Origin of the sequence: Pseudochrobactrum kiredjianiae, from assembly GCF_030362795.1 — a bacterium.
GTDB classification, from domain to species: domain Bacteria; phylum Pseudomonadota; class Alphaproteobacteria; order Rhizobiales; family Rhizobiaceae; genus Pseudochrobactrum; species Pseudochrobactrum kiredjianiae.
In genome coordinates this window covers 301,184-315,521 of sequence record NZ_JAUCBM010000003.1, presented here as the reverse complement: position 1 = coordinate 315,521, position 14,338 = coordinate 301,184, and the positions used below count along the sequence as shown (strand labels likewise).

Here is a 14,338-nt window from a genome sequence, read left to right as displayed (position 1 = left end):
AATTATATCATGCAAGCAGTTTTTGACGGCCACAATGATGTGCTGCTTCGTCTTTGGGAGACCCGTAATAAAGGCGAAGATCCGATAAAGGAATTTATCGAAGGAACAGATCAGGGGCATATTGATCTGCCACGTGCGCGCAAAGGCGGTCTGGCCGGTGGTCTCTGTGCCATTTACATTCCCAATCCTGCAACCGGCGAAACCATTTTCGATGAGCCGGACAGCAACGGCCATTATGACACACCTCTGGCCGCACCGATTGACCGCACCTATTCTTTCGATATCGCCAGCGAATTTATTGACATTGCCTATAAGCTTGAGCGCGCTGGCGGCTGGAAAATCTGCCGTACCGGTCAGGATATCGACAATGCACTGATTGACGGTGACTTTGCAGCTGTCCTGCATATGGAAGGCTGTGAAGCGCTTGATAAAGATCTGAAAGCACTGGAACTGTTTTATCAGGCCGGTTTGCGTTCACTAGGTCCTGTCTGGAGCCGCCATAATATTTTCGGTCACGGCGTACCGTTCTCCTATCCGATGAGCCCTGATACGGCTCCGGGTCTGACAGATGCCGGTCGTGAACTGATTAAAGCCTGTAACAGCCTCAGCATTCTTATTGACCTGTCGCACATCACCGAAAAAGGCTTCTGGGATGCCGCAAAACTGAGCAATCAGCCGCTGATTTGCAGCCATTCCAACGCCCATGCTCTGACACCGGTTGCACGCAATCTTACCGACAAACAGCTTGATGCAATTGCTGAGAGCAATGGTCTGGTCGGCCTCAACTATGTCACCACCATGCTGCGTGCAGATGGTCAGGTGAATACCGCAACGCCGTTCAGCGATATGGTACGCCATATTGATTATCTGGTTGGCAAAGTCGGCATCGACGGTGTGGCTCTCGGTTCCGATTATGACGGCGGTCCGATACCGGATGGTATTAAGGATGCAGCCGGAACACAGAACCTCGTGCAGGCACTGCGTGAAGCAGGCTATGGCGAAGATGATCTGGCCAAAATCTGCCGTGACAACTGGCTGCGTGTGCTGCGTTCCGCATGGCATGAAAAGCACTAAAACAAACAGTTGACGACGAATGTTGGCCTGCTTGCGGAGTCCCGCCATTCGGTCATATGATACATAATAAATTTTCTGCCGGATAACATCGGCAGAAATTGAATAACACCCGGAGTAACACGGTGCGATAGACGTGTATCAACTATCGCAAGCCGGTCGAACGGCTAATCATTTGGGATGAAATATGGGGTATATAATGATTAAAAATTCCGCTGGGATTAAATCTTTAAATCGTTTTGGATATCTGGCTGCCACTGCCGCTCTCGGCGTTTTTGTCAGCGCCGCAGCAGTACAGGCCGCGACGCCGGCTGACACGCTGGTTCTGGGCTGGACATTCGATGATATGATCACGCTCGATCCGGCGGAATCTTTCGAGCTGTCCACCGGCGAAATTCTCGGCAACACCTATGACCGTCTGCTGCGTCTTGACCCGAATGATGCCTCCAAGGTTATCGGCGATGCTGCGGAAAGCTGGGAAGTTTCCGAAGACGGCCTGACCTATACTTTCAAAATCCGTGAAGGCCAGAAATTTGCTTCCGGCAATCCGCTGACCGCTGAAGATGTTGCTTACTCGCTGATCCGCGCTGTTAAGATCGACAAGAGCCCGTCTTTCATCCTCACACAGTTCGGCTTCAAGCCGGATAATGTTGAAGAAAAAGTCAAAGCAACCGATGCGAATACCCTCGTCATCACAGTTGACCAGTCCTATGCACCAAGCTTTGTGCTGAACTGCCTCACAGCTGACGTAGCATCCATCGTTGACAAGAAGCTGGTTGAAGAAAACGCCAAAGACAATGATTACGGCTATGGCTGGCTGAAAACCAACTATGCCGGTTCCGGCCCGATGATCGTTCGCGACTGGCGTGCCAATGAAATCATCGTGCTTGAGCGCAATGATAATTACCGTGGCGACAAATCCCCGCTGAAACGCGCGATCTACCGCTATGTCAAGGAAAGTGCCACCCAGCGCCTGATGCTTGAAAAAGGCGATATCGACGTTGCACGTAACCTTGAGCCGGGCGACATTGATGCTGTAACAAAAACAGACGGCATTTCCCTGTCTGCTTCGCCAAAAGGCACTGTTTATTATTTCAGCCTTAACCAGAAAAACGAAACTCTGGCCAAGCCTGAAGTGCGTGAAGCGCTGAAATATCTCGTTGATTACGATGCGATTGCATCAACTCTGGTGAAACATATCGGCGTTCAGCACCAGACATTCCTGCCTAAAGGCCTGCTCGGTGCATCCGATGAAAAGCCGTACAAGCTCGATGTAGCCAAGGCTAAAGAACTGCTGGAAAAAGCCGGTCTGAAAGACGGTTTCAGCATTTCCATGGATGTACGCTCTTCCCAGCCGGTAACCGGTATTGCTGAATCCATCCAGCAGACCTTTGCTCAGGCCGGCGTTAAAATGGATATCATTCCGGGTGACGGCAAGCAGACCCTGACCAAATATCGCGCCCGTAAGCACGATCTCTATATCGGTCAGTGGGGTACAGACTATTGGGACCCGAACACCAACGCGGACACTTTTGCCAGCAATCCTGACAATGCAGATGATGCATCGGCTAAAACGCTCGCATGGCGTAACGCATGGGATATTCCTGAGCTGACAAAAGAAACCAAGGCTGCAGTTCTGGAACGCGACACTGAAAAGCGTGCACAGATGTATCTCGACCTGCAGAAGAAACTGCTGGATGATGGTCCGTTTGTCGTGCTGTTCCAGCAGACCGAAGTTGCCGCTTATCGCAACAATGTTGAAAACTACAAGCTGGGCGTGACCTTCACAACCAACTCTGTCTACAACGTATCGAAGAAATAATACAGTATGAGTGTAACTACTGTAACAACATCCGGGCGTAGAAACGCCCGGATCAGCAAATGGGCGCTCGCTATCGGGAGCTTTTTGCTGGTCGTCATCACAACCTATCTCGGATTGCTCGCAGTGACCTTCTTTATCGGTCGCGTCATTCCGGTTGATCCGGTTCTTGCAATTCTCGGTGACCGCGCACCGGCTCATGTTATTGAGCGCACCCGCGAAGAGTTAGGATTTAACTTACCTGTCTGGCAGCAGTTTATTATTTATGTCCAGAAGGCTCTGTCCGGCGATTTCGGCATGTCGGTTCTGACCTCTAATCCGGTCATGACAGATATTAAGCGCGTCTTTCCGGCAACAATGGAACTGGCTACCATCGGTACGCTGATCGGTGCAGTTATTGGTATTCCGCTTGGCGTGCTCGCAGCTGTAAAGCGCGGCAGCTTTATCGATCAGCTGGTACGCGTTGTCGGCCTGTTCGGTTATTCCGTGCCGATTTTCTGGCTCGGTATGATCTGCCTGCTGATTTTCTATGCAAAGCTTGGCTGGGTTGCAGGTCCGGGTCGTATTGACGTGGCCTATGAATATACCTTCACTTCAATCACCGGTCTTTACATATTGGATGCGATTATTCAGCGCCAATGGGATGCACTCGGCAATATTATCTCGCATATTATTCTGCCTGCATCGCTGCTCGGTTATTTCTCAATGGCCTATATCAGCCGTATGACCCGTTCTTTCATGCTGAATGAGCTGGATCAGGAATATATCGTTGCTGCGCGTGCAAAAGGCCTGAGTGAGACAAAAATCATCTGGGGTCATGCCCTGCGCAATGCCGCAGTGCCGCTGGTTACAGTGATTGCTCTGTCCTATGCCGGTATGCTTGAAGGCTCGGTTCTGACTGAGACCGTATTCTCATGGCCGGGTCTTGGCCTCTATATCACCAATTCTCTGCAAAGCGCTGATATGAATGCTGTTCTTGGCGGCACCATTGTCATCGGCTCTGTGTTTATTGCCCTTAATCTGCTTTCCGATCTGCTCTATCGGACACTCGACCCACGGACGCGCGCACGATGAGTGAGACAACACTTCCTAAAGAAACATGGCGGGAATGGCTGCTCACTGAGCGTCCGCAATCCCGCGCACAGGCCAAACTCGGCCGCTCCTATATGATCTGGCGCCGTTTTAGCGCGAATAAACTCGCGGTACTTGGGCTGGCAATTATCGGTCTGCTGGTTTTCGTGGCGGCTTTTGCCCCATGGCTGGCACCACATTCACCGGTTTCCGGTGATCTGGCAGGCTCGCGCCTGTTGCCAATGGGCTCACCGGGTTATCTGCTGGGGACTGACGATCAGGGACGCGATATTCTCTCACGTCTGATCTATGGCTCCCGCTGGACACTCTATGTTGTGCTGCTGGTTGCTATCCTGTCAGCGCCGGTCGGCCTGTTGGTTGGCACGGTTGCTGGTTATGCCGGTGGCTGGGTTGATGCGCTGCTGATGCGTATTACCGATATTTTCCTTGCTTTTCCGAAGCTCATTCTGGCGCTCGCCTTTGTTGCGGCTCTCGGACCCGGCATTGAAAACGCGGTTATCGCTATCGCCATTACCTCATGGCCGCCTTATGCCCGTATTGCGCGCGCAGAAACACTGACCCTGCGCAATTCGGATTATATCTCGGCTGTCAAACTGATGGGCGCGTCCCCTGCCCGTATCGTTATCCGTCATATTATGCCGCTCTGCCTGTCTTCACTGATTGTTCGTGTGACGCTGGATATGGCCGGTATTATTCTGACAGCAGCCGGTCTCGGCTTCCTCGGCCTTGGCGCTCAGCCACCGCTGCCTGAATGGGGTGCAATGATTGCTTCCGGCCGTCGTTTCATTCTCGACCAATGGTGGGTTGCCGCTGTACCGGGTATGGCCATTCTCATTGTCAGCCTTGGCTTCAACCTGCTTGGGGATGGCCTGCGTGACGCTCTTGATCCGCGAGGCAACAACCAATGAGTGACACATCTAAACAATTTGATGATCGTACCGATCATCGGTTACTTTACGTTGACGATCTGCGGGTATCCTTCCCTACCCGCACCGGTGCGATTGAAGCCGTTCGCGGCGTCTCTTTCACACTTGGCCGCGAGCGTCTCGGCATTGTGGGTGAATCCGGTTCGGGCAAATCCCAGACCGGCCGTGCCATCATGGGGCTGACACCGCCTCATGCTCAAATCACTGCCAAGCGTCTGGAATTTGACGGTATTGATCTGCTCGGCATTTCCGCAAAAGAACGCCGGTCTTTGCGCGGTAGCCGCGTGGCAATGGTTTTGCAGGATCCGAAATATTCGCTCAATCCGGTGATGACCATTGGCCGTCAGATCATTGAAACCCTGTCGGCACATGGCAGAATCAAAAAATCCGAAGCCCGTCAAAAGGCTCTGGAAATGCTGGAAGCGGTGCAGATTCGTGATCCTGAGCGCGTTTTTGATCTCTACCCACACGAAGTATCGGGCGGCATGGGTCAGCGCGTGATGATCGCTATGATGCTGATTGCCCAGCCGGAACTGCTAATCGCTGACGAGCCGACCTCGGCTCTTGACGTGACTGTGCAGCTCGAAGTGCTTGGCATTCTCGACAAGCTGGTGGCTGATCGCGGTATGGGGCTGATTTTCATCAGTCACGATCTGCGTCTGGTTTCTTCTTTCTGCGACCGCGTTATCGTGATGTATGCGGGACGTATTGTTGAGGAAATCGCAGCAAGCGATCTGGCCAATGCAAAACATCCATATACTCAAGGACTATTGAACTGCATGCCAAAGATCGGTTCTGACCGTCATCCGCTGCCAACCCTGCAACGTCAGGCGGAGTGGCGCACATGACAACCGGCAACAGCACAAAAACACCTGCCCTCTTCATTGAAAATCTCAATGTGATGTTCAATGAATTCCATGCCCTGAAAGATGCTTCGATCACAGTTGAAAGCGGCTCCTCCTTTGGTCTGGTTGGCGAATCCGGTTCCGGCAAGTCCACGCTACTGCGCGCAGTGGCAGGACTGGCACCGACTTTCTCCGGCAAGGTAGAGATCAACGGCAAGCCGGTACCGACACCACGTGACAAGGCTTTCTACAATACAGTGCAGATGGTGTTTCAAGATCCTTACGGTTCACTGCACCCGCGCCAGACTGTAGACCGCCTGTTGCTGGAGCCATTGGCGATCCACGGCATCAAGGATACAGAAAAGCGTATCGTGCGTGCATTGGATGAAGTGGGCTTAGGTTCCGGCTTCCGCTTCCGCTATCCGCACCAGCTTTCCGGTGGTCAGCGTCAGCGTATTGCGATTGCCCGCGCTCTTATCGTAGAGCCGAGCATTCTGCTGCTGGATGAACCGACCTCCGCACTTGATGCTTCCGTTCAGGCGGAAGTACTCAACCTGCTGGAACAAATTCGCCGTGACCGCAATCTGACCTTTGTTATGGTCAGTCACGATCTGGCTGTTATCACCCATATGTGTGATGAGCTGGCCGTGATGCAGAACGGTACGATCGTTGAAAAGCTGAAAGCCGATGATCTGGCCAAAGGTATCCTGAAAGAGGATTATACCCGCAATCTCATGAATGCGAGTGAAGGCTTCAAACGCTGAGTTCAAGCTTATAAAACACATCAGGCCGCATGTCTTACGACTGCGGCCTTTTTTTTGTATTTACGATATAATTTCAATGCATTGCATGAAATATCGGAATCATTTTCTCAAACAAAAAAGCCGCCCTTTGTAAGAGCGGCTTTTATAATTCTCAGCCTACATCATAATTTCACCTTAAACTTGAATCAGTTTAAGGTGAAATTATGATGTAAATATAAAGTGTTAGAGCGACCTTTGTGCGCCCGAGAGGGCGCACGGCGCTCTAGAAAATCAGCTGGCTTTTTTCTGCTTTGCAGCGGTTTTCTTCGCAGGTGCAGCAGCCGGTGCTGCCGGAGCTTTAGACGCAGCCTCATTGGCAGCGCGCTGATCTGCACTCATCGGGCTGGTATCAACAACCGAGCGAACAGTGCCATTGGCGCTGATGCTGCAACGTGCATCACGGGAATCAACTTTGAGGATCACATCTGTATTGCCACCACCACCGGAACGGCTGTCGACAGCAGTAATCACGCTCTCAGGAATATAGTAACGGTTTGCAGCCGCTGTGATGCACGGATTTGCCAGTTCAGGCGCCACATTGCTACGCACGAATTGCGGGAAGCTTGGCATCTGAGTGGCAACCGGTGCCGGGGCCTGTGCGGCAACCGTTGTCGGTGCAGGTGTTGTGGTGGAAGTCGTTGTACAGGCGGCAACCAGCGGAGCAAACATTGCCAATAGTACCAAACGTTTTGCGTTACCGGTGCTGGTGCGCATTACATGCCTCATTTATAAACCAGATGATATTACAGTGAAATCTTCACATTTTTCTGAGCCGAACCTATTCGGTTTTTCTGAAATGTCGAGTGGCAGCACGGTCACACTCGCGAACAATCATTCATGCTCCACAAACAAAACGCGCCGCGCTTTTGATCTGCACCATTACGGCGCTTTACTCACCAGCCAGTTCAGTGCCAGCCGCCAGTCCGTCATGCGGATCGGCGTACCATGATTGCCTGTTTCATAGCGATGCATAACCACCGGATATCCGCCCTTGGCTTTCCGCAGTGAGCGGTAAAAGGCTTCCTGACTATCGATAGCGAAAACCGGATCGCGACTGCCATGACTTAAGAACACTGGTATTTTACGCTTAAATGAAGTGCTGTTGCGGAATTGATCGTCCCAGAGTGAGCCGAGCAGTGCCAGCCCGTCTATCTGCAAAGAGGCATTTGCATCCGCTGCCAGCTGCCAGCATAAAACGCCACCGGCTGAGCCACAGGTAACAAACACTTTAGCCTTTGGTGCGCTTTGTTTTGCAACTGCAATTAAACCGGCAATCTCGGCGGTGCCTTTGGCTGCAAAATCTGAAAAATCAGGCACAAGATAGACACCGCCTGCTTGTGTAACGAGGTTTTTCAGCCGGTTGAAATTCCCGCCAAAGGTAAAATCATTCACGCCCTGATGACGACTGCCACCCTTGCCATGCAGATAGAGCACAATCATTGAGGTCTGCGGCGTCAGCTTGCCGATTTGATAGGTTTTCACCATGCCTGCCGCAGTCGGCACAGTTATGTCTTTCTGCTGCGCACGCACTTTCAGCGAGACATATTTATCCTGCACACGCTTTTCAACAATCGTATCGCGACCATTGATGTCGCGCATTTCATCATAATCAAGAATGATATAATTGCCGCTATCCGCGCTTTTCAGCACGCTTTGTGCGGAAAACAATTCATCTTTAAACGGTGATACAGACGGCTGACTATAGGCCAAGCCGGAAGCGAACACTCCGGCAGCCAAAAACAATGCGCCCGCAGGCCGCAATGCAACACGTAGAACTCCCACTGCAATCTCCCTTTGCAGTTCACGGGCATCTCCTCATAAAAATACCCGCACGCAGAGTGCTGCGCACGGGCTTCATTGTCAAACCACGTCTCGTGTAATCAACAGGCTTCAAATTTTGAGATGATGATAAGCGCGATTGAGATAGACCAGCGCTTCATTACCATTCGCCTGTGACTGCTCTGCCGAAATCTGACGCAGCGCCAGCACTTCGCCGAAAAGCACATGATGCGTTGCGTGATCCTGACAGGAGATAATTTTACAATCGAGGCTTGCCAAAGCGTTATTCAGCACCGGTGAACCAGTTGCCATCGTGTCCCATTCGCCAAGAGCAAATCGCTCTTCCATGGTCAGCTGATTACGACCGGCAAAAGCTTCCGCGAGATCTTTCTGCCCTGCATGAAGTACATTGAAGGCAAAGACGCCGTTTTCAATAAACATCAGATTATCGGTATGGATACGCTGCAAGCAGATCAGGATCGTTGCCGGATTATCAGAGACCGAGCAACCGGCAGAAAGGGTCAGAGCGCGGCGACCTGCTGGGCCGTCTGTCGTTACAATATTGACCGCTCCGGCAAATTGGCTCATCGCATTGCGATAATTCAACGGATCAACTGCCTGATTTGTCGTCACGATAGACTTCACCATATTCATCTGTGTCGCTCTGTCTGTATAAATGCGTATAGATTTAACACACCCTTACACGTCCGGTGCGCGATTTACAGCATCAACTGTCCTGTTTTGGCAATCAAATGACAGTGATGTCAGATTTTGCAACTCATAAAAACTAAATCCTGACTTTAATACTCATTTTAGAGCGCATCCCGAAAAGTGCGAAGCGGTTTTCGGAACAAGATGCGCGCAACAATAAATAGTTAGAGCATTTCCAATGCTTCAAACAAAACAGGAAATGTTCTAACGGCAGATTATCTGCTCTCACCTGCAAACTTATGCCATTGCAAGCGGATACAGAACATTCTACCTCTGTTGCAGGATCTTTTATTCACCAAGGTTGCAGATAGACGCATGAGACTAACCGCCAAATTTTGCTGTCTTTTTACAGGGCTGAGTGTTCTGACATCGACTTATGCCTACGGGCAGACGAGCCCTGATGACAAGGCATTGCAGATCCAATTGTGGCACCGTTTGAAGGGCCTTATGCAGTTTTGGCACAGCAAATCCGGCTTGGAACTGAGGCGGCAAAGTTACAAAATCAATATCCGGTCAGCCTTATTTATATGCAGGAAGCTTGCAAAGCCGATCAGGATGCAGCCACGGCTGAAAAAATCCGACTGGCCAAAATCAAATATGTCATCGGCTATTTATGCAGTGAATCGCTGGAAGGTGCAGCGCCCGTTCTGGCAAAAGACGGTATTGCCATTCTCAGCCTCGGCAGTCGTCAGCCAACAATACTGGAACAGGAAACCAGAGAAAATCTCGGCATTTTTCGCCTCTATCCCGACCGCAAACTAGCCGCCAATGTTCTTGCCGATAAACTCGCACCTCAATGGCAGAAAACACCTTTTGCTCTGCTGGAAGACGGTACGGTTCAGGGGCGTGACTTTGCCCGTACAATTTTGCAGGTCTTCAAAACCCGCGGCGTTGAGCCCGCAATGAGCGACACTTATCGCCCTGCCCAAACGTCGCAAAATGCTTTGATCGCACAGCTAAAACGCGCAGGTATCAACCATATCATGCTTGGTGGTGAAGGGGATGATGCTGCCGTGATTGCCCGCAGTGCAGTTGCGGCTAACTGGCCATTGACTATTGCCGGCTCTGAAAGCCTGTTGCGCAATGACCCGCAAAACCCGTTGCCTGTCGGTTTGCTGATGAGCGGACTACCGGAAATGACAACGCAAGCCTCAGCTGAGAGTGCAGTCAAAGCTATTTCAGCGCTGGCACAAAAGCAAAATGACACCGGCGACATGCTGGCAGATGGCTATGCTCTGCCAGCCTATAGCGCCGTACAAATTGTAGCGCAGGCATTGGCAGATCAATCCAATCCGCCCAAATCGGCCACTGAAATTCTGCGCAGTACACAATTTGAAACGGCTATTGGCGCTGTGAGTTTTACACCGGCGGGAATACGGAAACAAAATCCCTACCGGCTGATGCGTTACAACGGCAAGGACTTTGAGCCGGTAGAATAAAATACAGGGGAGGAATGGCAATGACACAACCGGCAGCGGGAACATCCGGTTCGCGGCAATCTGGCAAACGCAACCTCATTACCGATGTTGCAGGACTTCGGGTCGGCAATGCGCAGGATGACCATATCAAAACCGGTGTCACCGCCATTCTCTGTGATCGTGCCACGACCGCCGCCGTGCAGGTTTTAGGCGGCGCACCCGGCGCACGAGAAACCGATTTGCTGGAACCGCATAATACAGTACAGACGATCAATGCGATCGTACTTTCCGGTGGCTCGGCTTTCGGGTTGGATTCTGCCTCCGGCGTGCAGGCCTATCTGCGCGAGCGTAAAATCGGCTTTGAGGCCGCCGGTCATCATATTCCGATTGTGCCCTCTGCTATTCTTTTTGATATGCATAATGGCGGCAATAAAGACTGGGGGCGCTACCCACCCTATCGTGAACTTGGCTATCAGGCGGCAGACAATGCTGCGGAAGACTTCGCGCTCGGCAGTTGTGGCGCCGGAGCCGGTGCATTGGTGGCTGGTTTTAAAGGAGGGCTCGGTTCCGCTTCCCATATTCTATCGAATGGTATCACTATGGGCGCATTGGTTGCCGTCAATGCGGTTGGCTCGGTGACAGTCGGCAGTAGTAAGTATTTCTGGGCAGCGCCATTTGAGCAGGATAATGAGTTTGGCGGATTAGGTTATCCGCATCCGATGCCTGCGGATGCCGCTGATTTACGGATTAAATTCCGCGACACGGCCCCAAACATGCCGCCGCAAGCCAATACCACTATTGGCACAATTGCAACCGATGCGGTTCTGACCAAAGCGCAGGCGAAACGCCTCGCAATAGCCGCCCATGACGGTTATTCACGCGCTATCTGGCCAGCGCACACACCATTTGACGGCGATCTGATCTTTGCACTTGCCACCGGTGCCAGCGGCATAGAACCAACAGTTGAAGAATTTATTGATCTTTGCGCTTCAGCAGCTTCAACAATGGCGCGTGCTGTAGCGCGTGGGGTCTATCTGGCAACAGCGCAAGAGAATGATCTCTTTCCATGCTGGAATGCAGACTAAAACAAAAAAGAGCGCATTCGACAATGCGCTCTTTTCGTATCTGTCATAGAACAGGTGATTAATTATTATTCTGGCCAATGTTCTGGCGACGTTCAAACAGCTCTTCCGGCGTCACATTCAACTGCTCAATCACACGAGCAATCAAAGCGCTTTCAGCCGGATGAATTTCATTATCCGCTTTTGCAATCGTCAGAAGATGCCCGACCAGTGAATGGCGGCGTTCCGGCACCATTTCATTGAATAAAGCAGCAGCCTGCGTGCTGGTCGTCTCATAGGCGAAAGTTTTCAGATAATCGGCCACTTCCGGCAGTTCTTCCGGTTTGATATCGAACTCATGCTGCATGATATGCAACAAGGCGTTCATTTCAGCCTGATCTTTCTGGCCGTCGGCAAAGACCAGACGCACCAGCAACAATAATTCAGAGACCAGAGCCGGATCTTCCGACAAGCGCTGTACAGCAGTCTTTTTGCTTAAATAAGCGCTGATACGCTCAAAAATCGTTTCACTCATCACTCGTCCCCGAAAAATGCATTCTTTTAAGAAATGCAGTGTTGGCAAGACTGTGACCAAATGACAAGCCCTGCCCTGCAATTCTTTAAATGTAAGTCAAATTTAAAGAAACAAATCTGTTATCACACCGCTGCATCTTGCACGGCAAACCGGCAATCTTTATGGATTGTTTTGCATTTATCTTTGCTGCCCGCTTTGCCTCGATCCGCAAGCCTCCAGCACAGTCTTGAAAATTCTGACAGTTCAACGGTTTTCCATGTCCGCTTCCATTGATTCCATGCTTCTGCTGCTGGCCTTTGCCGGTTTTATTGCCGGCTTTATTGATGCTATTGCAGGCGGAGGCGGCATGATTACCGTTCCGGCGCTGATGCTGGCCGGTATTCCGCCAGTCGAAGCACTGGGAACCAACAAGCTGCAATCCCTGTTCGGATCATCCTCAGCCACCATTTCCTATGCGCGCAAAGGGCATGTGAATATTAAAGAACAATGGCCGATGGCTGTTATGTCCGGCCTTGGAGCGGTGCTCGGCGCTTTGCTCGCCACCTATATTCCGGGCGATATACTCTATGGTCTGTTGCCACTGCTGCTGATTGCGATTGCGCTTTATTTTGCATTGAAGCCAAATGTCGGTGATGTCAGTCGCACCCAGCGGATCAAGCCGTTTCTGTTTGGGATAACTATTGTGCCGCTGATCGGCTTCTATGATGGCCTATTTGGACCAGGCACTGGTTCTTTCTTTATGCTGTGCTTTGTGTCACTCGCCGGTTTCGGCCTGTTGAAAGCAACCGCACACACCAAACTGCTGAATTTTGCTTCCAATTTCGGCAGCTTCCTGACTTTTCTGGCCTTCGGCGCTATTAACTGGAAGATCGGTCTGGTGATGGGCGTGGCACAAATGTTCGGTGCTACTGCCGGTGCGCATCTCGCAATGCGGGTTGGCGCAGGTTTGATTAAACCCTTGCTGATTATCACCTGCGTATTGCTGACTATTCGCCTGCTGATGGAACCAACCAACCCGCTGCGTCTGTGGTTCGGGTTCTAGAGCGGTTTCAGTTAATATTAAACCGTTGAAACCGCTCTATCTTTTTTATGATACGCGCATTTTGTTCCGAAAACCGCTTCACACTTTTCGGAATGCGCTTTAAACCTTCAGAGTTAACAGAATAACGCCACCGGCGATCAGCACAACGCCAGCCCAGTTGATTGCGGACAGTTTTTCGCCAAGGAAAAGCACGCCGAAAATCGCCACCAAAATAATCGACAATTTATCCACCGGTGCAACGCGCGCAGCGTCACCGATTTTAAGCGCGCGAAAATAAGCAATCCATGATGCGCCGGTGGCCAGACCTGACAATACCAGAAACACCCAGCTTTTAGCGGAAATATCTGAAGTTTTCTGCCACTGACCGCTGATTGTCAGAAACAGGCAGAGTGCTGCAATAATCACCAATGTACGGATAAAAGTCGCAAAATCCGAATTAATACCGGCAATGCCCAGCTTGGCAAAAATTGCCGTCAGAGCTGCAAATGCCGCTGATACCAGTGCCCAGAACTGCCAGCTATCCGTCATCATCTTTTCCTTAACTTCATCATCTGCTGCTCAATATTAATAACCTTCTGAAAATACAGAATGTTTTAATTAGAATAGCCTGTTCTCTCATATTTAATTCCACTGTGTGTGAGAAATAATCTGTGTCGCAGGAGAAAAACAGTCAAAAAACTTCAATATTTACCACCCGTTAAACTCTTGATAACCGAACGGTAACGATGTGTGTTTAAAAGAGTGGATAAGAGACAGCGATGCCTCCTACTCCGGATCAAGTACTGCGTACCGGAGTTGTATTTTAATCTGCCGCGTTGAGTGAGGCAGATGAGCCAAGCGTATTTTGGCAATTACCGCGCAAGCTATACAGCGACAGCGCGGTTTTTGCCGTCGCGGAGATGGCTCCCGTTCAGGCATGCAAATGATGCTCTTGCCTGCCTCTCTCCTAAGCTTCATAATCCCGTTTCAAGCTACTCTTCATACCGCTCAGTGGCTATGCAGCTGCATAGCTGCGCCTGAGAATTCAATATCTCCAATTTCAAATTTATATCCGTAAATAATGTTAAAATTCAGTTAGTTATAATTAAATCTTGAATCAATCTGACAAAACTCAAAATACGCGACAAGATTATTAACCCGACAAAAACAGTATTCTTTAATTTCCAAAATACAGCGTGATTATTAAATTCTTCAACTGTGAAATAACCGGTATTTCCGACAAGAAATAAACAAATG

General features: G+C 50.6%; 14 protein-coding genes. 9 read left to right on the top strand and 5 right to left on the bottom strand.

Translation table 11 applies throughout. The annotated features are described in order from the left end of the window. Positions 1-9 precede the first annotated feature (9 nt). From QUF18_RS09195 to QUF18_RS09170, 6 genes are all read left to right on the top strand, one after another. On the top strand, positions 10-1,074 hold the full coding sequence (locus QUF18_RS09195) for a dipeptidase (protein ID WP_289386747.1): 1,065 nt from the start codon (positions 10-12) through the stop codon (positions 1,072-1,074). 196 nt (positions 1,075-1,270) lie between these two features. Further along, a complete protein-coding gene (locus QUF18_RS09190; protein WP_289386746.1) occupies positions 1,271-2,893 on the top strand; it encodes an ABC transporter substrate-binding protein in 1,623 nt (540 codons plus the stop codon). Positions 2,894-2,899: 6 nt separating this feature from the next. Next, complete coding sequence (locus tag QUF18_RS09185; RefSeq protein WP_289386745.1) at positions 2,900-3,964, top strand: ABC transporter permease; 1,065 nt, start codon at positions 2,900-2,902, stop codon at positions 3,962-3,964. After that, positions 3,961-4,890 carry an ABC transporter permease gene (locus QUF18_RS09180; RefSeq protein ID WP_289386744.1) on the top strand — a complete coding sequence of 310 codons (930 nt, stop codon included), beginning with the start codon at positions 3,961-3,963 and terminating at the stop codon, positions 4,888-4,890. The genes QUF18_RS09185 and QUF18_RS09180 overlap by 4 nt, the downstream gene beginning before the upstream one ends. Beyond that, positions 4,887-5,756 (top strand): ABC transporter ATP-binding protein, encoded by an 870-nt coding sequence (locus QUF18_RS09175; protein ID WP_289386743.1) that lies wholly within the window; start codon positions 4,887-4,889, stop codon positions 5,754-5,756. Before QUF18_RS09180 ends, QUF18_RS09175 begins: the two co-directional genes overlap by 4 nt. Then, entirely contained in the window at positions 5,753-6,517 is a 765-nt protein-coding gene (locus tag QUF18_RS09170) for an ABC transporter ATP-binding protein (RefSeq protein WP_289386742.1), read from the top strand. The genes QUF18_RS09175 and QUF18_RS09170 overlap by 4 nt, the downstream gene beginning before the upstream one ends. A 270-nt stretch (positions 6,518-6,787) precedes the next feature. On the opposite strand, the gene QUF18_RS09165 is transcribed toward QUF18_RS09170, so the two are convergent. The 3 genes from QUF18_RS09165 to QUF18_RS09155 form a co-directional block, all read right to left on the bottom strand. Further along, positions 6,788-7,270 (bottom strand): hypothetical protein, encoded by a 483-nt coding sequence (locus QUF18_RS09165; protein WP_289386741.1) that lies wholly within the window; start codon positions 7,268-7,270, stop codon positions 6,788-6,790. Between the two features lie 165 nt (positions 7,271-7,435). Further along, positions 7,436-8,338 carry an alpha/beta hydrolase gene (locus tag QUF18_RS09160; RefSeq protein ID WP_289386739.1) on the bottom strand — a complete coding sequence of 301 codons (903 nt, stop codon included), beginning with the start codon at positions 8,336-8,338 and terminating at the stop codon, positions 7,436-7,438. Positions 8,339-8,446: 108 nt separating this feature from the next. Next, the gene (locus QUF18_RS09155; RefSeq protein WP_289386738.1) at positions 8,447-8,989 is read right to left on the bottom strand and encodes a flavin reductase family protein; all 543 of its coding nucleotides are present in this window, start codon (positions 8,987-8,989) and stop codon (positions 8,447-8,449) included. Positions 8,990-9,471: 482 nt separating this feature from the next. On the opposite strand from QUF18_RS09155, the gene QUF18_RS09150 reads away from it, so the two are divergent. Both QUF18_RS09150 and QUF18_RS09145 read left to right on the top strand, forming a co-directional pair. Then, positions 9,472-10,485: an ABC transporter substrate-binding protein gene (locus tag QUF18_RS09150; RefSeq protein ID WP_289386737.1), complete on the top strand. Its 1,014-nt coding sequence runs from the start codon at positions 9,472-9,474 to the stop codon at positions 10,483-10,485. Between the two features lie 20 nt (positions 10,486-10,505). Beyond that, positions 10,506-11,549, top strand: a complete 1,044-nt coding sequence (locus QUF18_RS09145) for a P1 family peptidase (protein WP_289386736.1) — start codon at positions 10,506-10,508, stop codon at positions 11,547-11,549. A gap of 58 nt (positions 11,550-11,607) precedes the next feature. Here QUF18_RS09145 and QUF18_RS09140 read toward each other — a convergent pair whose 3' ends face one another. After that, positions 11,608-12,060 (bottom strand): tellurite resistance TerB family protein, encoded by a 453-nt coding sequence (locus QUF18_RS09140; protein WP_289386735.1) that lies wholly within the window; start codon positions 12,058-12,060, stop codon positions 11,608-11,610. Positions 12,061-12,316: 256 nt separating this feature from the next. On the opposite strand from QUF18_RS09140, the gene QUF18_RS09135 reads away from it, so the two are divergent. Next, positions 12,317-13,102 carry a TSUP family transporter gene (locus tag QUF18_RS09135; RefSeq protein ID WP_289386734.1) on the top strand — a complete coding sequence of 262 codons (786 nt, stop codon included), beginning with the start codon at positions 12,317-12,319 and terminating at the stop codon, positions 13,100-13,102. A gap of 99 nt (positions 13,103-13,201) precedes the next feature. Here QUF18_RS09135 and QUF18_RS09130 read toward each other — a convergent pair whose 3' ends face one another. Continuing rightward, positions 13,202-13,630 (bottom strand): EamA family transporter, encoded by a 429-nt coding sequence (locus QUF18_RS09130; RefSeq protein WP_289386817.1) that lies wholly within the window; start codon positions 13,628-13,630, stop codon positions 13,202-13,204. Positions 13,631-14,338 lie beyond the last annotated feature (708 nt).

Excerpts from the sequence above, each read along its gene's own strand:
- QUF18_RS09195 (WP_289386747.1), top strand. The coding sequence starts at position 10 with ATGCAAGCAGTTTTTGACGGCCACAATGATGTGCTGCTTCGTCTTTGG.
- QUF18_RS09190 (WP_289386746.1), top strand. The coding sequence starts at position 1,271 with ATGATTAAAAATTCCGCTGGGATTAAATCTTTAAATCGTTTTGGATAT.
- QUF18_RS09185 (WP_289386745.1), top strand. The coding sequence starts at position 2,900 with ATGAGTGTAACTACTGTAACAACATCCGGGCGTAGAAACGCCCGGATC.
- QUF18_RS09180 (WP_289386744.1), top strand. The coding sequence starts at position 3,961 with ATGAGTGAGACAACACTTCCTAAAGAAACATGGCGGGAATGGCTGCTC.
- QUF18_RS09175 (WP_289386743.1), top strand. The coding sequence starts at position 4,887 with ATGAGTGACACATCTAAACAATTTGATGATCGTACCGATCATCGGTTA.
- QUF18_RS09170 (WP_289386742.1), top strand. The coding sequence starts at position 5,753 with ATGACAACCGGCAACAGCACAAAAACACCTGCCCTCTTCATTGAAAAT.
- QUF18_RS09165 (WP_289386741.1), bottom strand. The coding sequence starts at position 7,270 with ATGCGCACCAGCACCGGTAACGCAAAACGTTTGGTACTATTGGCAATG.
- QUF18_RS09155 (WP_289386738.1), bottom strand. The coding sequence starts at position 8,989 with ATGAATATGGTGAAGTCTATCGTGACGACAAATCAGGCAGTTGATCCG.
- QUF18_RS09145 (WP_289386736.1), top strand. The coding sequence starts at position 10,506 with ATGACACAACCGGCAGCGGGAACATCCGGTTCGCGGCAATCTGGCAAA.
- QUF18_RS09140 (WP_289386735.1), bottom strand. The coding sequence starts at position 12,060 with ATGAGTGAAACGATTTTTGAGCGTATCAGCGCTTATTTAAGCAAAAAG.
- QUF18_RS09135 (WP_289386734.1), top strand. The coding sequence starts at position 12,317 with ATGTCCGCTTCCATTGATTCCATGCTTCTGCTGCTGGCCTTTGCCGGT.
- QUF18_RS09130 (WP_289386817.1), bottom strand. The coding sequence starts at position 13,630 with ATGACGGATAGCTGGCAGTTCTGGGCACTGGTATCAGCGGCATTTGCA.